The 23768-nt window shown below is 60.2% G+C and carries 20 protein-coding genes and 2 pseudogenes; 11 read left to right on the top strand and 11 right to left on the bottom strand.

What is annotated here, in order from left to right:
• Positions 1-196 precede the first annotated feature (196 nt).
• Complete coding sequence (locus ATH90_RS03695) at positions 197-1219, bottom strand: DUF4238 domain-containing protein (protein WP_098465728.1); 1023 nt, start codon at positions 1217-1219, stop codon at positions 197-199.
• A gap of 1062 nt (positions 1220-2281) precedes the next feature.
• Positions 2282-2593, bottom strand: coding sequence for a hypothetical protein (locus ATH90_RS03690; RefSeq protein ID WP_098465727.1), 312 nt, complete (start codon positions 2591-2593; stop codon positions 2282-2284).
• 345 nt (positions 2594-2938) lie between these two features.
• On the opposite strand from ATH90_RS03690, the gene ATH90_RS03685 reads away from it, so the two are divergent.
• From ATH90_RS03685 to ATH90_RS03660, 6 genes are all read left to right on the top strand, one after another.
• The gene (locus ATH90_RS03685; RefSeq protein WP_098465726.1) at positions 2939-3160 is read left to right on the top strand and encodes a hypothetical protein; all 222 of its coding nucleotides are present in this window, start codon (positions 2939-2941) and stop codon (positions 3158-3160) included.
• A 309-nt stretch (positions 3161-3469) separates the two neighbouring features.
• On the top strand, positions 3470-4303 hold the full coding sequence (locus tag ATH90_RS03680) for an EamA family transporter (protein WP_098465725.1): 834 nt from the start codon (positions 3470-3472) through the stop codon (positions 4301-4303).
• Positions 4304-4360: 57 nt separating this feature from the next.
• On the top strand, positions 4361-4711 hold the full coding sequence (locus ATH90_RS03675) for a DUF2388 domain-containing protein (RefSeq protein WP_244905979.1): 351 nt from the start codon (positions 4361-4363) through the stop codon (positions 4709-4711).
• Complete coding sequence (locus ATH90_RS03670) at positions 4712-5476, top strand: restriction endonuclease (protein WP_069021638.1); 765 nt, start codon at positions 4712-4714, stop codon at positions 5474-5476. It begins immediately after the preceding gene.
• Positions 5477-5526: 50 nt separating this feature from the next.
• Entirely contained in the window at positions 5527-7356 is a 1830-nt protein-coding gene (gene ggt / locus ATH90_RS03665; RefSeq protein ID WP_098465724.1) for a gamma-glutamyltransferase, read from the top strand.
• Between the two features lie 27 nt (positions 7357-7383).
• Complete coding sequence (locus tag ATH90_RS03660; RefSeq protein WP_098465723.1) at positions 7384-8109, top strand: purine nucleoside phosphorylase YfiH/LACC1 family protein; 726 nt, start codon at positions 7384-7386, stop codon at positions 8107-8109.
• Here ATH90_RS03660 and ddlA read toward each other — a convergent pair.
• A complete protein-coding gene (gene ddlA, locus ATH90_RS03655; RefSeq protein ID WP_098465722.1) occupies positions 8099-9193 on the bottom strand; it encodes a D-alanine--D-alanine ligase in 1095 nt (364 codons plus the stop codon). The two genes, ATH90_RS03660 and ddlA, sit on opposite strands and share 11 nt — an antisense overlap.
• Positions 9194-9237: 44 nt before the next feature.
• Positions 9238-9876 carry a LysE family translocator gene (locus ATH90_RS03650; RefSeq protein ID WP_034101968.1) on the bottom strand — a complete coding sequence of 213 codons (639 nt, stop codon included), beginning with the start codon at positions 9874-9876 and terminating at the stop codon, positions 9238-9240.
• Positions 9877-10017: 141 nt separating this feature from the next.
• Between ATH90_RS03650 and ATH90_RS03645 the strand changes: the two genes are divergently transcribed.
• Complete coding sequence (locus ATH90_RS03645) at positions 10018-10839, top strand: AraC family transcriptional regulator (RefSeq protein ID WP_069021649.1); 822 nt, start codon at positions 10018-10020, stop codon at positions 10837-10839.
• Here ATH90_RS03645 and ATH90_RS03640 read toward each other — a convergent pair.
• Positions 10816-12153, bottom strand: a complete 1338-nt coding sequence (locus tag ATH90_RS03640; RefSeq protein ID WP_098465721.1) for an MFS transporter — start codon at positions 12151-12153, stop codon at positions 10816-10818. The genes ATH90_RS03645 and ATH90_RS03640 overlap by 24 nt on opposite strands.
• A 122-nt stretch (positions 12154-12275) precedes the next feature.
• Here ATH90_RS03640 and ATH90_RS03635 point away from each other — a divergent pair, with 122 nt between their 5' ends.
• A complete protein-coding gene (locus ATH90_RS03635; RefSeq protein WP_034101963.1) occupies positions 12276-13160 on the top strand; it encodes a LysR family transcriptional regulator in 885 nt (294 codons plus the stop codon).
• A 31-nt stretch (positions 13161-13191) separates the two neighbouring features.
• Here ATH90_RS03635 and ATH90_RS03630 read toward each other — a convergent pair whose 3' ends face one another.
• The 4 genes and pseudogenes from ATH90_RS03630 to ATH90_RS03620 form a co-directional block, all read right to left on the bottom strand.
• Complete coding sequence (locus ATH90_RS03630; protein WP_034101961.1) at positions 13192-13770, bottom strand: flavin reductase family protein; 579 nt, start codon at positions 13768-13770, stop codon at positions 13192-13194.
• 53 nt (positions 13771-13823) lie between these two features.
• Positions 13824-14252, bottom strand: a pseudogene (locus tag ATH90_RS29840) (methyl-accepting chemotaxis protein); the annotation flags it as partial.
• Positions 14253-14363: 111 nt separating this feature from the next.
• A pseudogene (locus ATH90_RS29835) lies at positions 14364-15050 on the bottom strand (PAS domain-containing protein); the annotation flags it as partial.
• 196 nt (positions 15051-15246) lie between these two features.
• Positions 15247-15579 carry a DUF2790 domain-containing protein gene (locus tag ATH90_RS03620; protein ID WP_098465719.1) on the bottom strand — a complete coding sequence of 111 codons (333 nt, stop codon included), beginning with the start codon at positions 15577-15579 and terminating at the stop codon, positions 15247-15249.
• A gap of 225 nt (positions 15580-15804) precedes the next feature.
• Between ATH90_RS03620 and ATH90_RS03615 the strand changes: the two genes are divergently transcribed.
• From ATH90_RS03615 to ATH90_RS03605, 3 genes are all read left to right on the top strand, one after another.
• Positions 15805-17124, top strand: a complete 1320-nt coding sequence (locus tag ATH90_RS03615) for an OprD family porin (RefSeq protein WP_098465718.1) — start codon at positions 15805-15807, stop codon at positions 17122-17124.
• A gap of 345 nt (positions 17125-17469) precedes the next feature.
• Positions 17470-18144, top strand: coding sequence for a heavy metal response regulator transcription factor (locus tag ATH90_RS03610; protein WP_034101953.1), 675 nt, complete (start codon positions 17470-17472; stop codon positions 18142-18144).
• Positions 18141-19577 (top strand): heavy metal sensor histidine kinase, encoded by a 1437-nt coding sequence (locus ATH90_RS03605; protein WP_069021659.1) that lies wholly within the window; start codon positions 18141-18143, stop codon positions 19575-19577. The genes ATH90_RS03610 and ATH90_RS03605 overlap by 4 nt, the downstream gene beginning before the upstream one ends.
• Here the strand turns inward: ATH90_RS03605 and ATH90_RS03600 are convergent.
• The gene (locus ATH90_RS03600; protein ID WP_098465717.1) at positions 19501-22638 is read right to left on the bottom strand and encodes a CusA/CzcA family heavy metal efflux RND transporter; all 3138 of its coding nucleotides are present in this window, start codon (positions 22636-22638) and stop codon (positions 19501-19503) included. The genes ATH90_RS03605 and ATH90_RS03600 overlap by 77 nt on opposite strands.
• A gap of 18 nt (positions 22639-22656) precedes the next feature.
• Positions 22657-23763: an efflux RND transporter periplasmic adaptor subunit gene (locus tag ATH90_RS03595; protein WP_098465716.1), complete on the bottom strand. Its 1107-nt coding sequence runs from the start codon at positions 23761-23763 to the stop codon at positions 22657-22659.
• Between the last annotated feature and the right edge of the window lie 5 nt (positions 23764-23768).

Below are 23768 nucleotides of genomic sequence, written 5' to 3'. Positions count from 1 at the left end.
AGATCACGATACCTCCTTCTTGGCCTTTGTCCAACCGTCAAATATGATAACGATTGTTATTCCGAGTCTTTCGACTCATTTCCTCATTATTCAAGCAGTAGAATTCATTTTGGGGCGCCCCTTTAGACGGATGGATTCACATTGGTAGCCCGGTGGTAAAACACGGTTTAAAACTGGAAGGTGCTGCTTGGAATAATCAGGATAAAAGATCGGTCTCTGCTTTGCTCTGCTCGCCGTGCCAGCTTCGCCAAGCAGTCTGCTCTCGCTGGTACGCTGCATTACAAACCTTGCGTGGGCGTATTAAATGGATATCACCTTCCTCCTTGGCGAAAATATATCGATCCGCGTGCTGGATTAGCATTCTCCGCACCAGACGTGCCATTTGATAATCCAACGTCTTTCCGCGAGGATAGGACCTGCTACCAATTTGAGTCAGCATCAGATGCTTAGGACTCAAGGGGAGTAAAATATTGCCATTCTGTCTACCCCAGCCCCCAAAAAAATCGTAATTATCAGGGTCTAAAAAATTAAGGCGGATAACAGGATTATCACTTGTTGGCCAGGTGATGCCGTCTGGAGCGCGGACGATTGTCCATCGATGCGTCATTAAGTGTGAGATTGTGCTGGTCAATGCATGACGCGAAGAGGTGAGCCATAGGCGCCTGCCGATAACTGTTTCAGCTTGGATAGTCCCTCCTCCATCAGGACTTCGAACAACAGTTACCTTGAAGGGGTAGAGACCGTTATTTTTTTTATCTGACTCAGGGAGACGAAATCCGGATCTCGTTGCATTTTCAAGATTTTCGATAGAGCTGGTCAGAGTGTCATTTATTAGAGGCTGCATCTGCTTTTTTTGCCGTTCTATAAACTCCCTTAGCCTTACAGGAGTTCGCACATCTTGAGCCGCTAGAAATCTGATTAATTGATGCCAATGCTGTGGGCTAAGTTTCTGCTCATTTATTGCACGAGAAATTGCCTCTTCCGCTGGACTTTCGAACTCTCGGTCTAACCAACGTTCGAACTCGTCCGTTTCGCCATGATCCGCTACATAGGTGTAGAGGTGCCGGTGAAAGGCTATTCCCTTTATGGAATAATCTTTCCACAGAGGGTAATTACTGTTCGGCACTAACAGTCGGTACGTTGGTATTTGACCATTGCATGCCCACTGTTTTAGGTAAAGCTTCGGCACGTAATGATTGTCTTTGCGTAGTTTTTGCATACTTAGTCCTTGCTCTAACGCATTGGAGGGTCGATGAACGAAGGGGACTGAAGTCTAATTTTTTGAGCTGATACAGGTGTTACACCGGCTACCATTGTGTCACTTCGTGTACACGGATGTTAGAAATCGTGCAAAGAACAAATTATTCAATAAATTCAAATAGTTGATTACCATCGTTACACGAGTAACACCTGTTGCACGAACTTCTTAAGGGGTAAGAGAGTGCGCCCCCGCTCCCCGTTTTCAGTAAAACCTTCAGCGGCAAACGATAGTCCTGTACCCACGTAATCTTGTCAGCGAAAAGTGCACAGCATAGTGAACTGCGGTTCACCGGTGCATTTGCCCTATAGAGCTGAAGGTCGCCGGGGCCCCTGAGCAAGTCCGATTGGTACGGGGTCGGAAACCCGCGTGATCGTGTCAGCGGAAAGGTGCCCAGCTTAGTGAACAGGTGAACCGGGTGAACTGCTGTTTACCAGTGCATTTGCCCTATGAATCGAAAAGCCGCTGGGGACCCTGGGCATTTCGGATAGACACGGGGCATAGAACCCGCCGGATCTCGTTAGTGGCTGGGCTCCAAAGTTAGTTGACTGGTTGACCGAGTTGACCAGGCCAATCGTTCACTATCCTGAACGAAACCCATGACCGTTACAGATCCGGTAAGGATGCACTTTTCTCTTCAAGATCCTTTCAATTTCAACGTTGAAATTTCAGTAAGCTGGTGCGGCTGCCGCTACCACGATCCCGCGGGTTTCATGCCCCGTGTAACGCGAAACCTCTCAGGGTCCCCAGCGTGATTTCCTCTCATCGAAAGGCGAATCCAGCGAAATTCGCTTGGTAGGCTCGAGCACAAAGCGCCTGCCCACAACACCCGGATGCTGACTTTAGCGTTACACGCAGGGGCAGCGTTACATCGGGGGTACGCTATGTCGCTCAACTGTGTAACAGGCATGAAGGCCAATGAATCCGGGCGTTTGGTGAAGGGCGTTACACTCGTAACACCGGTTACACCAGTTTTGGAGGGGGGCTGGATATGTGCTCTCACACTACCTTTCCAAATTGGCCCTACACCACGATGCAAAAAAGCAGCTTGATATCGGTAGTTTCGTTTTGGAGTTCGTGTTCATTTTGCGCCAGGGTCATGGAGGCTTTGGTCCAGCTATACGCCTCTGATGAAGAAAGCGCTGAAGTGTCAGTGGTGCCTTGGTGCATGTCTGAATGTCCCAACCTGCCGTCTGGATAGCGTAACCATCCCTCCCACCCCATCAGGATGGCGCCGGTTGCCTCCAGGAGTTGCAAAGCTGTGATCGCGTGAGGATAAGGAAGAACCAGTTCGCTTTGAGATACTGATAGCCGTTGCAAGTCAGCTAGGGTCATCGGGATATCCTTGTGTCATGCGTTCGGTTTTGGGTGTTGAGCCTGATTTAGTTTAAGCGGAAAAGGCCTAGCCGGCTGAGCGCGTATACAGACTATCAATGCATCACAGGATCGTCATTTTTTGGCCGTTTTTTGCCGATCAAGGCCACCCAGTGTGCTGGTCAAATCCGATGCAATCGACTGGTCAAGTCGAATGCAAATGGGTGGTCAAGTCCATGCAACTACGCACCTAGGGAATCCAGATGACCAGAGTGATTTCCGATCACCAGGTGGTGAGGACATCTGATATGCAGTGCCACTGGCTCGAGGTAGATTGATTACCTGACAACACGGCGGGAGAACATCATGGAAGACACCCCTTTGCTTGCGTCATTACTCAAGCGCATGAATGAAAACCAACTGGCGCTGGGTGCAGCTATCGAGGAACTGTCAAACTGGGTTGAGCAAAGAGGATCTACAGAAGTGGCACAGAACATCCGAGGCGCACTAGAAACCCTGGATGGGAATGCAGGATTCATCACCCTTGCCCTCGCCTCACTGTCGGCAGAAGGTCGGGCAAAGAAGTGACTACCTGGCCGAATGGCTACACATCACCTACCACCTGGTGGTGCTTTACCTAGCGGGAATACCACTACATCCGTAGGCAGAAGCAAGCAGCGTGTATGCCTACATGTATGCCTAACTGACAGACACAATACAAAACCCTTTAAATACAGCGCGCTACAAGGCCAGTTCAAATGACTGTGTAGCCACCAAGTACTAAAAACGGCTTACCGAAAGGTAGGCCGTTTTTTTATGCCTGGCGAAAAGTGCTGAGGCATACTCGCAGCGATCCTCCCCCGACTCCCCAGGCTTGAGCCCCATAGGAACCCACTCATGAGCTTTGACGTGTTCGCGGTCATCCTGCTGGGCGCGGCCCTCCACGCGACCTGGAACGCCGTGGTCAAAGGCGGCGGCGACACGCTGCTGACGACCTGCATGATCACGTCCTTCGCCTCGCTGATCGCCTTGGCCGTCATTCCCTTCCTGGCGCTTCCGGCCAGGGAAAGCTGGCCATTCATCGGTGCCTCGGTCGTTTTCCAGGTGCTGTATTTCGTACTGGTCGCCTCGACCTACCGAATCGCCGACATGAGCCAGACCTACCCGATCATGCGCGGCACTGCGCCGCTGCTGGTGGCGACGGCGAGTGTGTTTGTGCTGTCCGAGTCGTTGTCACCGCTTGCGTGGAGCGGCATTGCGGTGATCTGCCTCGGCATCCTGAGCATGGCCGCCGCCCCTTCGACGAGCCAGCGAAAAGGCCTGGTCCTCGCATTGATCAATGCAGGGGTCATCGCCGGCTACACCCTTGTCGATGGTGTGGGGGTGCGCAAGTCCGGCGCACCCGCGGCGTACACACTGTGGATTTTCCTGCTGACAGGCCTACCGTTGGCCGCCTGGGCCTTGGCTACCCGACGCAGGGTGTTCTGCCGGTATGTCATCGGTCAGTGGCACCTTGGCGTGGTGGGCGGCTTCGGCACGGTTGCATCCTACGGCCTGGCACTGTGGGCGATGACGGCGGCACCGATCGCCACGGTTTCAGCACTCAGGGAAACGTCGATCCTGTTCGGCGTGGGGATCTCGGCGCTGGTACTCAAAGAGCAACTGACGCGAACTCGCGTGATTGCCGCTTGCATCATTGCGGGCGGGGCGATGGTACTGCGATTGGGCTAACACCGCTTTACCAAGTAGGATCACGCGCTCAGTCACACTAAATGGATTCAGTGTTCGATGGCCACCAAGCCCCTGTTCCTTGTACTTGCATTGTCTGCCCTGCCGTCGCTCGCCAGTGCCGCTTCCGAAGGCATGGGCAGGGTCGACCAAGCCAGCTTGATGATCCTCGCCGGCCCGGTGCTCACCACCTTCGCCACGATGGGAACCACGTCCCATCCGCTCGAAATGCTGGAGTCGGCCAAGGGGGATGCCCTGGCGTTCATCGGCTCGGACGGGAATATTCGTGGCGCACGGTTTGAACTCGCCGTGAGGACTTACCACGCGTCCTACCCGGCGCCTCACATGAGTGACATGCAACTGGCCCAAGCGATCGCGGTAATCGAGACACACCCACCGGAGGGACGATAGATGTCGCAATCCACCAATACCGGGCGGGATTTCGAGAGCTACGTGCAATACGTCTACAGCACCCTGCTCAACCTTCGCGGAGAAAAAACCCAGGTTTCTCGCAGAACCACCTTCACGCTACCTACCGGAGATAGCTATGAAGTCGACGTCTATTATGAATTTGTCAGAGTCGGCGTCAGGCACCGAGTGGCCATCGAATGCAAGGATTGGAAGCGCCCCGTGGATCAGGGCAAAATTCTCGAGTTTCATCAAAAAATCAAAAATATCGGTAGCGATATCGTTGGCATAATCGCCTCGCGCTCAGGTTATCAATCGGGCGCTGACAAAGTGGCGGCACGCCACAACATTTTGCTCCTGTCGGCTGAAGATCTTCCTTCGCTTCCTCAACTGGTCGGTCGTCAAATCGTCAACGCTGCGCTGCATGAGCCGGACTTGATCGGCGAACCGTTCTGGGTGATCGCCCAACGCAGCGAAACGCTTGAAAAGCTGAGTACCGGCACCTACTACGCGCCCCCTGTCGAGGGCCGGCCGACGATTCCATTGTTCATCTCGAAAAAATATGCCGAGACCTATCTCTCCCACCTTCCCGATCGGGCGGAGTGGGCGGTATTCGGGATGCCTCAATACAAATTGAAGGTGTTGCTGGAACTCGCCAAACTCGGTCGCGTGTGCTTCGCCACGGTCAATTTTCCTCCTGAAGAAAATGGCTCTATCTCAATGGCCTTCATCACCCTGGCGGAGTTGGAAAGTGACTTTCTGATCTGACCGCCTCGGCGATGACAATGTGTTTCAAAGGACAACAGATCATTCTCAAAATGAACGGAGTTCAGCGCGTGTTTTCGATTTCCCGCCGTCAACTGTCGGTGATTGCCGCAGCCCTCGCCCTGGCTGCCTGCAACTCCTCTGTCAACGAACAGCCACCGCCGCCGGAGCTGGGTTCGGGTTATCGCACCGACCTCACAACCCAACATGCCGAGCGCCACATGGCTGCGGCTGCCAACCCGCTGGCGGCCGAGGCCGGGCGCGAGATGTTGCGCATGGGTGGGTCGGCGATCGATGCGGCAATTGCGATGCAGGCCGTGCTGACCCTGGTGGAGCCGCAGTCGTCCGGCATCGGCGGTGGCGCGTTCATCATGCTGTGGGACGGCCAGACTGTGCACGCGTACGACGGCCGTGAGACAGCCCCCGCCGGGGCCACCGAGCGGCTATTCCTGAAGGCCGACGGCACGCCGATGGCGTTCACCGAGGCGCAGATTGGCGGGCGCTCGGTCGGTACGCCTGGGGTATTGCGAGCGCTCGAGATGGCGCACAGGAAGACCGGCCACCTGCAATGGGCCACGTTGTTCGAGCCGGCGATACGGTTGGCGGAACAGGGCTTCGCGATTTCCCCGCGCCTGCACAGCCTGATCGCGGCTGACCGCTCTATTCCCCAATCGCCAGACATGGCCGCGTACTTCCTGAACGCCGATGGCACGGCAAAAGCCACCGGTACCGTACTGAAGAACCCGGCGTTGGCCAACGTGTTCAAGCGTATCGCCAAGGAAGGACCGGACGCGCTCTACCGCGGGCCGATTGCCGCTGAGATCGCACGCAAGGTACAGGGCCATCGCAACGCGGGCAGCCTGTCCCTGGCGGACCTGAAAAACTATACCGCCAAGGAGCGCACGCCGCTGTGCACGGACTACCAGCAATGGAAAGTCTGTGGCATGCCGCCGCCGTCATCGGGCGGGATTGCCATCGCGCAAATCCTGGGCACATTGCAGGCGCTGCAAGCACGCAACCCAGGCTTGGGCATCGCCGCGATGCGACCGCTGAAAAGCTCTTCGCCGGCAGGCCTTGAGCCAACGCCCGAAGCCGTGCACCTGCTTGCCGAAGCCGGCCGACTGGCCTTCGCTGATCGCGCGCTGTACCTGGCCGACACCGATTTCGTCGCCGTGCCGGTTGCCGGCCTGGTCGCCCCCGACTACCTGGCCAAGCGTGCCGCGCTGATCGGCGAGCGCAGCATGGGTATCGCCAAGCCGGGCGTCCCTGCGGGCATCCAGGTGGCCTATGCGCCGGACCGCTCACCGCTGCGCATCTCCACTTCGCAAGTGGTGGCGGTGGATGACCAGGGGGGCGCCGTGTCGATGACCACCACGGTGGAAGCAGCATTTGGCTCCCATGTCATGGTCCAGGGTTTCTTGCTGAACAACCAGATGACCGACTTTTCATTTGTCCCTGAAGAAAACGGCCAGCCCGTTGCCAACCGGGTCGAGCCTGGCAAGCGCCCGCGTTCGGCCATGGCGCCTACGCTGGTGTTCGACCGCAAGAGCGGCGAGTTGCTGGCCACCGTCGGCTCGCCCGGCGGCTCACAAATCATCGAATACGTGAGCAAGTCCCTGGTGGCGATGCTCGACTGGAAACTCGACCCACAAGCCGCCATCAGCCTGCCCAATTTTGGCAGCCGCAATGGCGCGACCGAGTTGGAAGCCGGTCTGTTCAGCCCTACGCTGAAACAGGCGCTCAAGGACAAGGGCCATGCGCTGAGCGAGATCGATATGACGAGCGGCATCCAGGCCATCGTTCGCACGCGGGATGCCCAGGGCAAGGTGTCGCTGAGCGGCGGTGCCGACCCTCGGCGTGAAGGCGAAGCGCTCGGCGACTGAACACTTCAATCAACGGAGAACGTTATCGTGCAGCAGGCAGATAATCTCGGCGCCATCCCAGGCGTCGACCACGGTTTTTGTACGATCAATGATCCGCTGCGCCCGCAGGCAGTGTTCATCTGCAAGCAGGTGCACAGCGCTTCGGTGGTGGAGTGGCAGGCGGACCTGGCAAGCAATACGGTAGAGGCCGATGGGGTGTGCACGGGTGAGCATCCACCCATCGCAGTGGTCACCGCCGATTGCTTGCCCCTTCTCATTGCTTCCAAAAACGGCGAGAAGGTGGCAGCCGTGCATGGCGGCTGGAAGGGGTTGCAGGGCGGGATCATCGCCAATGCCATCAAGCGATTCACCGATGAAGGGATCGCCACGGACCAGTTGCAGGTCGCGGTCGGGCCATCGATCAAGCCATGCTGTTATGAAGTGAGCCGGGAGTTTATTGCACGGTTCCAGGAGGACCAGGGGCACTTGTGGCGCGACCGTCAGCCGCCCTGGTGCCGGGTGCAACCGGCGCCGTTGCTGCCACCCGACATTGCACCGCCTGCTGCGCGGCAAGCGGGAAGTGCGTGGTTTGACTTGAGTGGGTACGGGGTGATGTTGCTGCAAGCGGCGGGGATTCGGCGAGAGCAGATCGAGGTGAGCGAGGTGTGCACTTACTGCACCTCGCCCACCTTTGCCAGTTACCGCCGCAGGACCCATCACCCGCAGGAGGTGAAGACGTTGATCTATTCGTGGATTGCTCGCATCACCGACTGATCTTCAACCCCTGACGCCCCGCATGCCGCTCCAGCGCCAGCTCGATCAGGCGGCTCACCAGTTGGCTGTAGCTCATGCCCGCCGCCTGCCACAGCTTGGGGTACATGCTGATGCGGGTGAAGCCGGGCAGTGAATTGATTTCGTTGATCAGTACTTCGCCCTCGTCGGTAAGGAACACGTCGACCCGCGCCAGGCCGGAACAACCCAGTACCTCGAACGCCTCGACGGCCAGCCCGCGAATACGCTCGCTGGCCGCTTGGCTGATAGCGGCCGGCACCACCACTTGGGCAGCCTGATCGTCGATGTATTTGTTGTCGTAGGAATAGAAACCACTGCTCACCACGATCTCACCACAACCGCTGGCGATGGGATTGTCGTTGCCCAGCACGGCGCATTCGATTTCGCGGCCCTTTACCGCAGACTCCACCAACACCTTTTCATCAAAGCCCAGGGCCAGTTTGACGGCAGCGTGGTATTCGGCTTCGTTGCCGACCTTGCTCACGCCCACCGAAGAGCCCTGGTTGGCCGGTTTGACGAACATCGGCAGACCGAGCTTGGTCGCTGCCGTATCAAAGGACGTACGCGCGGCATTGCCACGGGTCAGGGTGATGAAGGGGGTCACGGCAATGCCAGCATCACGCAGCAGGCGTTTGCTGATGTCCTTGTCCATGCACACCGCCGAGCCGAGCACATCGGAGCCGACGAAAGGCAGGTCAGCCATGCGCAACAGGCCTTGCAGGCAGCCGTCTTCGCCGAGGGTGCCGTGGACGATGGGGAAGATCACATCGACATGTTCCAGCAGGCCGCTGCCGGAGGTTTCCACTAATTGCTGGCTGGCCTTGCCGGGCACCACTGCCAGTTCGCGATTGGACTGGTTGAGGGCAATGAGGGCAGGGTTTTCCTGGTTGAGCAGGAAGTTCGAGGTGTCGTTGAGGTGCCAGTGGCCGGCCTTGTCGATACCGATCAACACCGGTTCGAAACGGGAGCGGTCCAACGCATCGACGATATTGCGCGCCGATTGCAACGAGACCTCGTGCTCGGCCGAACGGCCACCAAAAATAATACCTACCCGCACCTTGCGCATGACCCGGCCTCACTGTTGAAAGTAAGGCTTCTTACCACGGGCCGTCAGCGGTTCGCCACCAGATGTGCACCGAACAGGACGTAGCAGCCTCCAGCAAAGCGGTCGAGCCACTTGCGCGAACGGCTGTAGAGAGTGGCCATGCGCTCGCTGGAAAACACCAGGGCCACGCTGGAATACCAGCTGAACGACAAGGTGGCCATGGTGATCACCGCCAGGGTCAGCAGCATCGGCGACGGAGACGGTGGCATGGTGGACGCGAAGATGGTGGCCACAAACAACGCGGCCTTGGGGTTGGACAGGTTGCCCAGCAGCCCCAGGCGCCAGGCGGAAAACAGCGAGCGCCGAGCATCATCTGGCAGCACGCTCTGGCCCAGGGCCGGCGCCGAGCGCCTGAACAGTTTCAACCCGAGGTAGATCAGGTAGCAACCGCCGATGATCTTGAACGCCAGGTACAACATCGGGGCCGCCGTAAACAGCGATTTAATGCCCAGGCCACCCGCCAGCCCCCACATGACCGTCCCCGTGGCCACACCGGCTGACGCCACCACGCCATGACGGCGCGAACAGCTGGCGGCCAATTGCGCCGTGTTGAAAAAGTTGGGGCCGGGCGTCACTACCGCGACTGTCCACAGCAGGGCCAGCGATACCAGGGGCGCCACGTACGCAGGGTTTAAAAAGTCCATGGGGGTCAGCTCCTTCGGCGCAGGGCACGAATGCGATCATAGGCCTCCTCCTCACCCTGCACAATCGTACAAGACCCCGGCAGACAAGGCATTCAGACTGGGTTAACGTGTTTCCACCTCTTTTTTTCGTGACAAGTCACCATGGGCAAACCCACCGCCACCCTCGACTGGCTGCACCGCGCCCCGCATGCCAGTGGCCTGGACCGTATCGAGGCGTACTTTGCCGGCTTCGCCTTTGACCCGCATCGCCATGACACGTACGCCATCGGGCGCACGTTGACCGGTGTGCAGAGCTTTCACTACCGTGGCGATATGATCCACAGCCTGCCCGGCACCACCATGGTGCTTCACCCCGACGAAACCCACGACGGCCACGCCGGCAGTGACGAGGGCTTCAAATACCGGATGATTTACGTCGAGCCCTCACTGATCCAGCAGATCCTCGGCGGCAAACCGTTACCGTTTATCCCCAATGGTTTATCCACCGACCCACGGCTGTTCCGCGCCAGCGAAGTGCTGCTGCAGAACCTGGACAACCCTATCGATCCGCTGCAGGAACAGGATGCCCTGTTCGACCTGGCCCACGCGCTCAGTAACGTCTCGGGCGGGATCGTCAGCCGCAAGACCTTCGATTACATCGCAGCCGAACGTGCCCGGGAATTTATCCACAGCGCCTTGGGCCGCAGCATCACCCTGGATGAAATGGCCGACCACGCCGGTCGCGACCGCTGGGCCCTGTCGCGGGATTTTCGCGTGCTGTTCGGTACCAGTCCCTACCGCTACCTGACGATGCGCCGCTTGGACCTGGTGCGCAGCCTGCTCGCCCAGGGCCAATCGCTGGTGGACGCGGCGCTGACTGCTGGCTTCACCGACCAGAGCCACATGACCCGGCAATTTCGCAGCACCTACGGCATGCCGCCGTCGCGCTGGGTGAAGATGTCAGACCGTTTTCAGCGCCGCTAACCCGCCAGGTTGCTTGAGGCGTAGCGCCAACACCGCGCCCGCCAGGGCAATCGCCGCACTCCACCATAACGCCCGCTCGATCCCACCCGCGCTCGCCACCGACACCAGCACCGCCAACCCCAACGCCCCGCCAATCTGCTGGCTGGTGGACGCCATCCCGGCCGCCACGCCCTGCTCGCCTGGCCGGATGCCCAGGCCCGCTGCCACCCACATCGCGGTCCAGGTCATGCCCTGGCCGATGCTCAGGATGAAAATCCCCGGCAGCAGCGACCAGAACCCAACACCGGTCGGCAGTGCCCAGCTCACCAGCGCAATGCCCACCGCTCCGGCGAGTTGCCCGCTGACGAGCGTGTTGCGCAACCCCAGCCGAACCAGCGAGCGCTCCGCCAGCCAGATCCCGGCCGTACACACCAACGTCGCCGGCAAGAACGCCAACCCCGCTTGCAGCACGCTGTAGCCATAGACCTGCTGGTAATACAGCGCCAGGAAGTAGTACTGCACGCCAAAACTGCTCATGAACACCGCTGTCAGCAGCATGGCCATGCGCAGTTCGCGGTAGGCAAGCAAGCGCAACGGCATCAGCGGGTCGCGCCCGCGGTGTTCGATCCAGGCGAACAGTCCGAGCAACGCCAACGCCAGGGCGAGGCAACCCAGGGTCGACGGTGCCGCCCAACCCCATTGCGGCCCCTGCACCAACGAAAACACCAGCAACGTGCCACCGACGGTCACAGCCAACGCGCCGCTGATATCGAAGTTGCGCCCCCGCGCGCGCTCACCATCGGCGGGGATCCAGTAGCGCGCCGCCCATGCACAGCCGCCCGCCAGGGGCACGTTCACCAGGAACACCGCTTCCCAGCCCCACACCTGGGTGAGCACGCCACCAAGCAGTGCGCCCAGCGCCAGCCCAGCCGCAGACGCGGCGCTCCACACGGCAAACGCACGGTTGCGCGCCGGACCTTCGGCATAGTGGGTGTTGATCAGCGCCAGGGTGGCCGGAAACAGCATCGCGCCGCCAACGCCCTGCACCGCCCGCGCCAACACCAGCAATACCGCACTACCGCCCAGCACGGCCGCGAGAGAGGCCAGTGCGTAGAGCGACTGCCCCACCCGGTACAAACGCCGCTTGCCAAGCAAATCGGTAGCCCTGCCGCCCAGCAAAAGGAAACCGCCAAACGCCACGCTGTAGGCGCTCACCACCCATTGCAATTGCGGGGCAGAAAAGTCCAGGTGCGTGCCGATCTGCGGCAAGGCAACAAACACAATGGTGGCATCCAGCGCGATGATCAGCTGCGCCGTGGCCAGCAACGTCAGCATCCAGCCTGAGGGTCGAGAGGGAGACATCACAGCGTCCTGTCCGAAAATGAGAGGCCGTCAGTGTCTTTCATGCTGGATAGATGATAAATAGCGCTATCACTCTTTCAGTAATGACTTTAATCATGGATCTGAACGCTGTCCGCCTACTGGTCCGCGTGGCCGAAACCCGCAGCTTCACCCGCGCAGCGGGTGACCTGGGGCTGACACAATCGGGCCTGTCCCGCGCCATTTCGCGGCTGGAGAACGAGTTGGGGGTTCGCCTGCTGCAACGCAATACGCGCAGCGTCAGCCTCACCCCCGACGGGCAAATGCTGTACGAGCGCAGTGCGCCGTTGCTGGCGGAGTTAGCCGCAGCCGAGAAACTGATGCTCGACCGGCGTAGCACCCCGTCCGGTCTGTTGAAGATCAGTACACCGTCGCTGTTCGGGCGCAAAGTGGTGATGCCGGTGATCGGCGAATTGACCTTGCGCTACCCCGAACTGCGCATCGAGGCGGTGATGACTGACCGCCTGGTGGATATTGTCGACGAGGGCTTCGATGCGTTGTTGCGTACCGGCGAGATCCAGGACCAGCGCCTGATCGCCCGCGCCCTGCCGCCCTTACGCTGGGTCACCGTGGCCGCGCCTGCTTACCTCGCACGTTTCGGAACGCCCAGGAGCGTCACTGAACTCAACGACCACCACTGCCTCACCGTGCGCAATTTGCGCAGCGGCCGCATGGTCGATTGGCAGTTCATGATCGAGGGCAAGGTGCAGGACGTGAGTGTCGAAGGGCGGCTGATCTTTGATATCGGCGATGCCCTGGTGGACGGCGCCGTGGGCGGCTTCGGCATCGCCCAGGTGATGGATTTCGCCGTGCGTGACGACCTGGCCGCCGGGCGCCTGGTGCCGATATTGGAAGACGTGGCCGGGCGCAGTCGGGCGATCTCGCTGGTCTATCCGCCGTCCCGGCAATATTCGCCGAAGCTGATGGCGTTTGCCGAAGCGCTCAGCCAGGCACACTGGTAACCCTGTAGGCGCCGGCGCCTACAGGGGCGCATCAGGCAAGGGTGTTACCGGTGACGGGTTGGCCGATCGTAAGGAAATGCCCACCCGCCACATGGTGCAGGGTGCGCAGCTCATCGTGGCCTTCGAAGTGCCAGTGCCCATCGCTGAACACGCGCTCGTCGGCATAGGCCGCCACGACCTCTCCCAGGAATAGATCGTAGGTCTGCTGGTTGTGCGGCTCGGGCAGCAGGCGACACTCCAGCCAGGCCACGCAGCCTTCCAGCAAGGGCGCTTCGGTGTGTTCACCGTTGAATACCTGCAGGCCGTAGGTGGCAAATTTGTCAGTCTCGGAACCGGTCGTATTGCCCACTGTTTGCACCAGATCAGCCTGGGCCGCGCACGGCACCTGAAGCACAAAGGTGCCGGCGCCTTCCAGCAGTTGGCGGGTCCAGGTGGCTTTATCCAACACCACGGCGACTTTCGGCGGTTCGAAATCCAACGGCATGGCCCAGGCAGCGGCCATGATATTGCGCTGGCCATTGTGCGCGGCGCTGACCAGCACGGTGGGCCCGTGGTTGAGCAAGCGGTAGGCCTTGGACAGCGGAACGGGGCGGCGGTGGGTAGGGCTCATGGAAGGTCGACTCTTCATGCAAGAAAGTCCCTACGATACCTGAAGCCCTGCACTCAACTCGACAGTTGGTTGGCGAACTGGCCTACCGCGCTGACCACCTTCTGGGCGCCGTCCTGGATTTCCACGATCACCGTGCCCGCTTCGGCTGCCAGGGCCAGGCCTTGCTCGGCTTGCATGCGGCCGTCGTTCATGAGGGTCACCGCGTCGCGGGCCATGTCCTGGTTCTGACGCACCACACCAACGATCTCTTCGGTCGCCTTGCTGGTCCGCGATGCCAACTGCCGCACTTCATCGGCCACCACGGCAAAGCCACGGCCCTGCTCACCGGCGCGCGCTGCTTCAATGGCGGCGTTGAGTGCCAGCAGGTTGGTCTGCTCGGCAATGCCGCTGATGGTCTTGACGATGGTGCCGATCACTTGGGACTGAGCGTTCAACGCCTCGATGCCGTCGCCGGCCTGTTGCATGTGCTTGGCCAGGTCGCGCATCACATCCACTGCCTGGGTCACCACGGTGGTACCACGCTGGGCGCTATTGTCGGTGTGCAGCGAGGTGCTGTAGGCAATGTTCGCCGCTTCGGCGACGGCCTGTTCCTGGTTGACCTGGTCGGTGATCACCGTGGCGAACTTGACCACTTTGTACAGCCGGTCATTGGCGTCCAGCACCGGGTTGTAGGTTGCTTCCAGCCACACTACGCGGCCGTGGCTATCGACCCGCTTGAAGCGCGCCGCGAAGAACTCACCGGCGTTCAGGCGCTTCCAGAAGTCCTGGTACTCGGTGCTGTTGTATTCCTCCGGCTCGCAGAACATCCGGTGATGTTTGCCTTGGATCTGCGCAAGGGTGTAACCCATGCCGCCCAGGAAACGATCATTGGCGGTCAGCACGTGGCCACCCAGGTCAAACTCGATCACGGCCGTAGAGCGTACCAATGCGTTCATGAGGTTTTCATGCTCGCGGGAGGCCTCGATCGTGCGGGTGAGGTCGCTGGAATAAATCGAAAAATGCTTGATGCGCCCATCGGAACCGCGCACCGGCTGCAGAATCGATCGCAGCCACGCCTCTTGGCCATTGCCGCGCATCAGGCGCACGGTGCCGGCGAAATGTTCGCCACGCACCAAGGCGTTCTTGAAGCGTTGCTGGAATTCATCCCTGCGTACGTGGGCCGGCTCCAGGTCTTCGATCGAACGCCCCAGCAGTTGACCACTCTGGTACGCCAGTTCCTGCAGGAAGTTGGCGTTCGCCCACTCCACCCGGCCTTCGGCGTCCAGCGTCAGGCACAGCATTTCACTTTCCAGGCTCTCCTTGACCTGGTTCAAGCTGGACAATTCTTCGCGAAGAGCCGCCAGCTCCTGCTTCAAACGGGTGTTGAACATGGAGCACCAATGACCAAATGAGGGAGATGAATCTGACCTGCATCGGCGCTTCCGGCGTTTTCTTAAGAGGGCTTTGGCCCCCAACCCAACTATATTTTTGGATCCATTAACTGCCGTTATTTCGGCACACCCCCATCACTTGATACTCAAGGGTATTGAGCTTGCCGCTGGCGTCTTCATAGGTCATGCGTGACGGCACCGGGTTGCACGAACGAATCGGCGGCGTGACATTGACCACCTTGGCAATGTCCAGCGTCATGCCATAGCGATAAGCCTGCACCACGGGTGCCGGCTTGCCTTTCTTGGCCGCGTAGTCGGCCATGGCTTTTTCATTGCGTTCCATCATCAGCGCGAACGTACGATCGCCCCCGCCTTCGGCCACCGCGCCAAAAGACAACATGGCAGTCAACACACCCAGGCCAGCGGTATAAAAGTTCATGCTTAGTTCCTCGACTGAAAGTGAAGTGCCGAGACTAACCAACGGACCCTGACGCCACCTTCACCGGAACATTACTTATTTGTTAGATAACAGTGAGTTTCCAGAATTGTAATCAACGTGCCACTTCTTCGTTATCCACGGTTTGCAACTATCAGCCCGGGCCACATCAATAAGAACGCCCTCTCCCATAAGAAGCTGATAACTGCCATTACCCAGGAGCGAACCATGCGTATCCGTCACTACAGCCTTCCCCTATCACTGTGTGCCGCCTTGCCCCTGGCCGCCGCGGCCGTGGAGGACACACCCGAAGGCTTTATCGAAGGCAGCAGCATCAACGTGCTGGCACGTAACTTTTACTTCAATCGCGATGACCGCAAGGGCCAGTCCAGCCCCACCGGCAACGGCTATTCAGAGGCTTGGGCCCAGGGGTTGATCGGTAAGTTCGAGTCTGGCTTTACCCAGGGCACCGTGGGGTTTGGCCTGGACGCGTTCGCCATGGTCGGCGTGAAACTCGACTCGGGCACCGGCCGCAGCGGCGGCAAGGGTTCGTTCGGCATGCTGCCGGTGGACAGCGAAAACCACCCCGAGGACAACTACAGCAAAGTCGGCGGTGCCGCGAAACTGCGTGTGCTGGACACCGTGGTCAAGGCCGGCGACGTATTCCCGTTGAACCCGGTGGTGGCTTACGGCGACTCGCGCGTCTTGCCGGAAAGCTTCCGTGGCGTGACCCTGCAGAACACCAGCCTGGAAGGCCTCAGCCTGCAGGGCGGACGCCTGAGCGGCATGAGCCAGCCGACCGAAAGTGGCATGAACAAAGGTTTCGCGACCTTCTATGCAGGCCAGGTCGACTCGCCCTGGGTCGGCTATTTCGGCGGCGACTACACCGTCAACAAACACCTCAGCGTCAGCCTCTACAGCAGCCGCCTGAAGGACGCCTGGGACCAGTATTACTTCGGCAGCGCGGCCAGTTATCCGCTGAATGAGGAGGTCTCGCTGTTCGGCGACTTCAACTACTACAAGGCCGTGGACGAAGGTAAAAAACGCCTGGGTGAATTCAACAACACCATCTGGAGCGCCAGGCTCGGGGTGAAGGTCGGCGCCCACAGCCTGGCCGTATCGCACCAGCGCAACAACGGTGATGACGACTTCGATTACCTGCGCCAGTCGGACTCGATCTTCCTGAACAACTCGATCCAGTACAGCGACTTCAACTCGCCCAAGGAGCGCTCGTGGATGGTGCGCTACGACTTGGACATGCAGCCATTGGGCATCCCCGGCCTGTCGTTCATGACCCGCTACGGCAAAGGCACCGATGCCGACTACAGCAACGCCAACGCGGTGTACATGCGTCGCGATGCGGCCGGTGATCCACTGACCGATCAACGTCGCTGGGAGCGGGATATCGAAGCCAAATATGTCGTACAGGCTGGCAACTTGAAGGACTTGTCGCTGCGACTTCGACAGGCGACGGTGCGCTCTAGTGCGTTTGAGTCGGACCTGGAAGAAGTTCGGCTAATTATCGAGTACCCACTCGCGGTGCGCTAAGGCACAGCGCTTACATTCACTTGCCGATGGCCTACATCTCTTCACAAGTTGAAGTCTGTCAGAACTGTAATATTGGCCTCACCGTCTCGTTAAGTTGCACTTTCTACACTGCACACCGAACACATCTCATCTCTGCAGCTTTTGTGTAGCTCCTTTGGAACAGAGATGAATTTTTACGCCCCGACCGGGGCGTTTTTTTTGTGCGATGGCTCAGTGACGAATCGTCGCACCTGCCTGACCGGCCTTGACCCTAAAGCTACTTCACGGTTCAGAGTTCGCGCAAAGCCTGCCCTGCGCCGCGATGAGGCCATGCCCCCTTTCCGTTTTTTTGAAGGTACCCCCCCCATGCGTATCCTTGTGGTTGAGGACGAGCAGAAAACCGCCGACTACCTGCAGCAAGGCCTGACCGAAAGCGGTTATGTCGTCGATTGCGCCGCCAGCGGCATTGATGGCCTGCACCTGGCCCGGCAACACAGCTACGAACTGGTGATCCTCGATGTCAACTTGCCCAACACCGACGGCTGGGAAGTGCTGGAACAACTGCGCCGCGAAGGCAACCAGCGCGTGATGATGCTGACCGCGCGCGGCCGGCTGGCCGACAAGATCAAGGGCCTGGACATGGGTGCCGATGATTACCTGGTCAAACCCTTCGAGTTTCCCGAGCTGCTGGCCCGTGTGCGCACCCTGCTGCGACGCAGCGAGCACATCCCGGTTCCGGAGGTGCTGCGCGTCTCGGACCTGGAACTGGACCCGCGCCGTCATCGCGCCTATCGCGGCAACCGCAGGATCGACCTGACCACCAAGGAGTTCGCCCTGCTGCACGTGCTGATGCGTCAGGCCGGCGAGGTGATGACCCGCACGCAGATCATCTCGCTGGTGTGGGACATGAACTTCGACTGCGACACCAATGTGGTGGAGGTCTCAATCAGTCGCCTGCGAGCCAAGGTCGATGACCAGAGCGAGGTGAAGCTGATCCACACCATCCGTGGCGTGGGTTATGTACTGGAGGCGCGTGCATGAGGACCAGCAGCCTGTCGATGCGCCTGGGGTTGACGGTCAGCCTGATGGGCGCCGGCCTCGTCGTACTGTTGGCGACCCTGGCGTACCTGGCCCTGACCCACGAGCTGGACAAACTGGCGCGCAAGGGCTTGGAAAACAAGATGGAACAACTGGAGCACAGCCTTGGCCAGGGCCTCGACGCCCATGACATCAGCAACCGCCCCCACTCATTGCTGGACCTGGTGATGGGCCATGACAACATCTACCTGACCATCGTCGGCGCACGCCCCGATGCGCCAGTGCTGCTGAGCGTCGGCGCCAAACCGCAACAGCCATTGCTGCTCGACGTGCCCGCGGGCAGAAACCTGGCCTATCTGAATTGGGTCGATGGCCAGGGCAATCGGATCCTCAGCGCTACCCGCCTGATGTCATTGCAAAGGGGCGAGAACGTGCGCGTGGTGCTGTCGCTGGATCGCTCCGATGATGAAGCGTTGCTCAGTGCCTACCTGCGTTCCACGGTCATCGCCCTGCCGATGTTGCTGATCCTGATCGGCATGGGCGCCTGGTGGCTGGTGCAACGCGGGCTCGCGCCGCTGCAGCAGTTCAGTCGCGTGGCGGCCAAGGTCAGCACCCAGGACCTGACCCATCGCCTGTCCCTGGACAATCTGCCCAAGGAGCTGGGCGAGCTGGCCCAGGGCATCAACTTCATGCTGCACCGCCTCGACGCCGGGGTGCAGCAGCTGTCGCAGTTCTCGGACGATCTTGCTCACGAGTTGCGCGCACCGTTGACCAACCTGATGGGCAAGGCCCAGGTGACCCTTTCACGCGAACGGCCCTCGGACGACTACAAGGCCAGCCTGGAATCCTGCACCGAGGAAATGGAGCGCCTGTCACGAATTGTCTCCGACATGTTGTTCCTGGCCCAGGTCAGCCACCCGGCGGCGCGGGCCGGGTTTGCCCCGGTGTCGTTGGCGCAGGAGGCGCAGCGGGTGATGGAACTGTTTGCCCTGAGCGCCGAGGACAAGCACGTCACCCTGAGCCTGCGCGGCGATGCCTGGGTGACGGGTGATCGCTTGATGATCCAGCGCGCCATTTCCAACCTGCTGTCCAATGCCATTCGCCACACCCCCAGCGCTTCCAGTGTGTTGCTGCTGGTGGAAAGCTATGACCAGAGCGTGTCGCTGTCGGTCGGCAATCCGGGGCGCGGCATCGAAGCCCATCACCTGCCGCACCTGTTCGAACGTTTCTATCGCGCCGACAGCAGCCGCACCCGGGCCGAAGGTGGTACCGGCCTGGGGCTGGCGATTGTGCAGTCGATCATGCACCTGCATCAGGGGCACGCCGACGTCAGCAGCCAGCCGGGCCGTTTCACGCGGTTCAGCCTGGTGTTTCCTCTTCCTTGCGATGCGCCCACTGATACAGCGCCGGCAGCACCAGCAAGGTCAGCAACGTAGAAGAAATGATCCCGCCGATCACCACCGTTGCCAGCGGCCGCTGTACTTCGGCGCCGGTGCCGGTGGCGAGCGCCATGGGAATAAACCCAAGGGATGCCACCAACGCGGTCATGAGCACCGGGCGCAGCCGAGTCAGTGCGCCTTCGTGGATGGCCACCGACAACGAGCGCCCTTCTTCGCGCAAATTACGGATGAAGGCGATCATCACCAGGCCGTTCAGCACCGCCACGCCGGACAAGGCAATGAAGCCCACGCCGGCCGAGATCGACAACGGAATATCCCGCAGCCACAGCGCCATGATCCCACCGGTCAAGGCGAACGGAATGCCGGTAAACACCAGCAAGCCGTCCTTGAGGTTGTTGAACATCATGAACAGCAAGCCGAACACCAGCAGCAACGCCACCGGCACTACAATGCGCAAGCGGTCGGACGCCTCCTTCAGTTGTTCGAACTGCCCGCCCCACGTGGTCCAGTAGCCCGCCGGGACTTTCACCTGGGCGATGAGGGCCGCTTCGGCGTCTTCCACGAACGAGCCGATATCCCGCCCACGCACGTTGGCACTGACGATCACCAGGCGCTTGCCGTTCTCGCGGCTGATCTGGTTCGGGCCAAGTACCAGGTCCAGGCTGGCGACCTGGGACAAGGCGATAAACCCCAACTGGCCAGACGCGTTGCCCGGCACCGGAATCAACAGCCGCGACAGCCCGTCGATATCGGTGCGCAACGCATCGGATAAGCGCACGACCATGTCAAAGCGCCGGTCACCTTCATACAACGTACCCGCCTGGCGGCCTCCGACGGCAACGGCAATGGTGTCCTGCACATCGCCGACATTCAGGCCAAAACGCGCAGCTTTGTCGCGGTCGATATTGATGGTCAGCACCGGCAGGCCAGACGTTTGTTCAACCTTGACTTCAGACGCGCCGCTGAGCTTTTGCAGGGTCTCGGCGATTTCCCCGGCGGTCTTGTTGAGCACGGCCATGTCATCGCCGAACACCTTCACCGCCACGTCGCTGCGTACGCCGGAAATCAGTTCGTTGAAGCGCAGTTGGATCGGTTGCGACAACTCATACGCGCTGCCCGGCACAATCGCACTGGCGCGCTGGATGTCGGCGATCAGTGTCTCGCGCGACTTGCCAGGATCGGGCCACTGGTCCTTGGGCTTGAGCATCACATAGCTGTCGGAAATATTCGGCGGCATCGGGTCGGACGCAATCTCCGCAGTGCCGGTACGCGCAAACACCCGCTCGATTTCCGGCACCTGGGCCATCAAGGTTTTTTCCAGCTGCTGCTGCATCTGCACCGATTGCGTCAGGCTGGTGCCCGGCACGCGCAAGGCCTGTTGGGCAAAGTCGCCCTCGCTGAGGCTGGGGATAAATTCGCTGCCCATGCGGCTGGCGACGGCGCCCGAAGCGACGATGGTCAATACCGCCAGGCCGAATACCAGCGGGCGACGCGCCATGACCCAATCCAGCACCGGGGCATAGACCCGGCGCGCGCTGCGCATGACGAAGTTTTCCTCCTCCTTGACCTTGCCCGTGACGAACAGCGCAATCGCCGCCGGCACGAAGGTCACCGACAGAATCATCGCGCCCAGCAGGGCGATCACCACGGTAAACGCCATCGGGTGGAACATTTTCCCGGCCACCCCGGTGAGGGCGAAGATCGGCAGGTACACCACCATGATGATCAGTTGCCCGAAGATCAACGCCCGCCGCGCCTCCTTGGCTGCCGCGAACACCTCATGCAGGCGTTCGCTGCGGGCGAGCAGGCGACCATGGCGCTGTTGCGCATGGGCCAGGCGGCGGATGGCGTTCTCGACGATCACCACCGCGCCATCGACGATAATGCCGAAGTCCAGCGCGCCGAGGCTCATCAAGTTGGCGCTGACCTTGTTGGTGAACATCCCGGTAAACGTGAACAGCATCGCCAGCGGAATCACCATCGCGGTGATCAGTGCAGCGCGGATATTCCCGAGGAACAGGAACAGCACCGCCACCACCAGCAGCGCACCTTCAAAGAGGTTTTTCTTCACCGTGGCAATGGCTTTTTCGACCAGGTGGGTGCGGTCATAAACGGTGACGGCGACGACCCCTTCGGGCAACGACCGGTTGATCTCTTCGAGTTTTTTTGCCACGGCCTGGGACACGCTGCGGCTGTTTTCGCCGATCAACATGAACACCGTGCCCAATACCACTTCGCGGCCATTTTCCGTGGCGGCTCCGGTGCGCATCTCGCGGCCGATATCGACCTGGGCCACGTTGCGCACGCGAATCGGAGTTCCGTCCGAACTGGTGATGACGATATTGGCGATGTCATCAATGGACGCCAATTGCCCCGGCGCACGGATCAGCAATTGCTCGCCACTGCGCTCGATGTAGCCGGCGCCGACATTGGCGTTGTTACGTTCGAGCGCCGTGACCAGGTCATTCAAGGTCAGGTTGTAGGCAGCCAGGCGCTTGGGGTCGGGCGCAATCTGGTATTCCTTGGCAAAGCCGCCAATGGTGTTGATCTCGGCCACGCCAGGCACGTTGCGCAGTTGCGGCTTGATGATCCAGTCCTGGATGACCCGTAGATCGGTCGGGGTGTAGGGCGTGCCGTCTTCCTTGAGCGCGCCGTCCTTGGCTTCCACGGTCCACAGGAAAATCTCCCCGAGCCCGGTGGAGATCGGCCCCATCGCAGTGTCGATGCCAGCGGGCAATTGCTCACGCGCCACCTGCAGGCGTTCGTTGACCAATTGGCGGGCGAAAAACAGGTCGGTACCGTCCTTGAAAATCACCGTCACCTGGGACAAACCGGAACGCGACAACGAACGGGTCTGCTGCAAACCGGGCAAGCCGGCCATGGCGGTTTCAATGGGAAAGGTAATGCGCTGTTCGGTTTCCAGCGGTGAAAAACCGGCCGCCGCCGAGTTGATCTGCACTTGTACGTTGGTGATGTCAGGCACCGCGTCGATGGGCAACTTCTGGTAGCTGGCGATGCCGACACCGGCCATCAGCAGCACCGCCAGCAGCACGATGATGCGCTGCTCGATGGCAAATTGGATAAGGCGCTCAAACATGGGGAATCACTCGCGGGATCAATGGGCGTGCTCGGCCGAGCCTTTGCCCAGTTCGGACTTGAGGATGAAACTGCCGACCGTGGCCACCTGCGCCCCGGCATCCAGGCCCTGGCGGACTTCGACGTAGCCGTTTTCGCTCGCGCCAAGCTCCAGGTGACGGGTGACAAAACCGTGCTCGGTGCGCATGAACACCGAGGGCTTGTCCTCGACAGTCTGGATCGCCTCCTGGGGTACCGTGACCTTGGCCTGGAGCGTATCGGTGGCCAGCTGCACGCTGACAAACAAACCCGGGCGCCAAGCGTCATCAGGGTTGGGCACGCTCACGCGCACAGTGGCGGTGCGCGTCTGCTCGCCGAGCAGGTTGCCAACATAGGCCACGGTGCCGAGCACCTCAGTACCCATTTCCGTGGAACTGACTTTCACCGGCTTGCCCACGCGCACCTTGTTCAAGTCCTTGGGGAACACGCCGAACGTCACCCACACCTGGGACAGGTCCGAGAGGGTGAAGGCGTTGGTGCTCTCACCCACGACTTCACCCACGCCCAGGTGTTTTTCCACCACCACACCCGCAAAGGGCGCACGCAGTTCGTAGCGATTACCGCCGACCAACACCGCGCTGCCACTCAATGCGCTCATCTTTTGGCGGGCGTTGGCCAGGGCGATTTCGGCTTCTTGCAGGGCCTGGCGCGCCAGCAGGTAGTCCTGCTCGGCGGAGATCTTGTCCTGCCACAACTGCCGCTCTCGCTGGAAGGTGGTGCGGGCCAGTTCGACCCGACGTTCACTGGCAGCCAACTCGCTGCGTTGGTCGGAAATCTGCTGGCTGGCGATCACCGCCAACAACTCGCCCTTCTTCACCGACTGGCCGAGGTTGACCTTGACCGACTCCACCACGCCCGCCGCACGCGGGACAATGTGGGAGGTACGGTCTTCATCGAAGCGCACTTCTCCCGGCAACACCAGCAACGTGCTGATCGAACGCGGCTGAGCCTGGGCGACCTGAATGCCGGCGGCCTGAATCTGCTGCTCGGTGAGTTCAAGCTCGCCTTCTTCTTCATCGGCCTTTGCAAAGCTGGACAGCATCAGGCTCAGGGCGACGGCTAGCGCCACGCCATGGGTGTTGTTCATAGAGG

Origin of the sequence: Pseudomonas lurida, from assembly GCF_002563895.1 — a bacterium.
GTDB classification, from domain to species: Bacteria; Pseudomonadota; Gammaproteobacteria; order Pseudomonadales; family Pseudomonadaceae; genus Aquipseudomonas; species Aquipseudomonas lurida.
This window is presented reverse-complemented; position numbering and strand designations above follow the sequence as displayed.

Bases quoted from the DNA above. Each gene is read 5' to 3' on its own strand.
- ATH90_RS03695 (WP_098465728.1), bottom strand. From the start codon at position 1,219: ATGCAAAAACTACGCAAAGACAATCATTACGTGCCGAAGCTTTACCTA.
- ATH90_RS03690 (WP_098465727.1), bottom strand. From the start codon at position 2,593: ATGACCCTAGCTGACTTGCAACGGCTATCAGTATCTCAAAGCGAACTG.
- ATH90_RS03685 (WP_098465726.1), top strand. From the start codon at position 2,939: ATGGAAGACACCCCTTTGCTTGCGTCATTACTCAAGCGCATGAATGAA.
- ATH90_RS03680 (WP_098465725.1), top strand. From the start codon at position 3,470: ATGAGCTTTGACGTGTTCGCGGTCATCCTGCTGGGCGCGGCCCTCCAC.
- ATH90_RS03675 (WP_244905979.1), top strand. From the start codon at position 4,361: ATGGCCACCAAGCCCCTGTTCCTTGTACTTGCATTGTCTGCCCTGCCG.
- ATH90_RS03670 (WP_069021638.1), top strand. From the start codon at position 4,712: ATGTCGCAATCCACCAATACCGGGCGGGATTTCGAGAGCTACGTGCAA.
- ggt (WP_098465724.1), top strand. From the start codon at position 5,527: ATGAACGGAGTTCAGCGCGTGTTTTCGATTTCCCGCCGTCAACTGTCG.
- ddlA (WP_098465722.1), bottom strand. From the start codon at position 9,193: ATGCGCAAGGTGCGGGTAGGTATTATTTTTGGTGGCCGTTCGGCCGAG.
- ATH90_RS03650 (WP_034101968.1), bottom strand. From the start codon at position 9,876: ATGGACTTTTTAAACCCTGCGTACGTGGCGCCCCTGGTATCGCTGGCC.
- ATH90_RS03645 (WP_069021649.1), top strand. From the start codon at position 10,018: ATGGGCAAACCCACCGCCACCCTCGACTGGCTGCACCGCGCCCCGCAT.
- ATH90_RS03640 (WP_098465721.1), bottom strand. From the start codon at position 12,153: ATGCTGACGTTGCTGGCCACGGCGCAGCTGATCATCGCGCTGGATGCC.
- ATH90_RS03635 (WP_034101963.1), top strand. From the start codon at position 12,276: ATGGATCTGAACGCTGTCCGCCTACTGGTCCGCGTGGCCGAAACCCGC.
- ATH90_RS03630 (WP_034101961.1), bottom strand. From the start codon at position 13,770: ATGAGCCCTACCCACCGCCGCCCCGTTCCGCTGTCCAAGGCCTACCGC.
- ATH90_RS03620 (WP_098465719.1), bottom strand. From the start codon at position 15,579: ATGAACTTTTATACCGCTGGCCTGGGTGTGTTGACTGCCATGTTGTCT.
- ATH90_RS03615 (WP_098465718.1), top strand. From the start codon at position 15,805: ATGCGTATCCGTCACTACAGCCTTCCCCTATCACTGTGTGCCGCCTTG.
- ATH90_RS03610 (WP_034101953.1), top strand. From the start codon at position 17,470: ATGCGTATCCTTGTGGTTGAGGACGAGCAGAAAACCGCCGACTACCTG.
- ATH90_RS03605 (WP_069021659.1), top strand. From the start codon at position 18,141: ATGAGGACCAGCAGCCTGTCGATGCGCCTGGGGTTGACGGTCAGCCTG.
- ATH90_RS03600 (WP_098465717.1), bottom strand. From the start codon at position 22,638: ATGTTTGAGCGCCTTATCCAATTTGCCATCGAGCAGCGCATCATCGTG.
- ATH90_RS03595 (WP_098465716.1), bottom strand. From the start codon at position 23,763: ATGAACAACACCCATGGCGTGGCGCTAGCCGTCGCCCTGAGCCTGATG.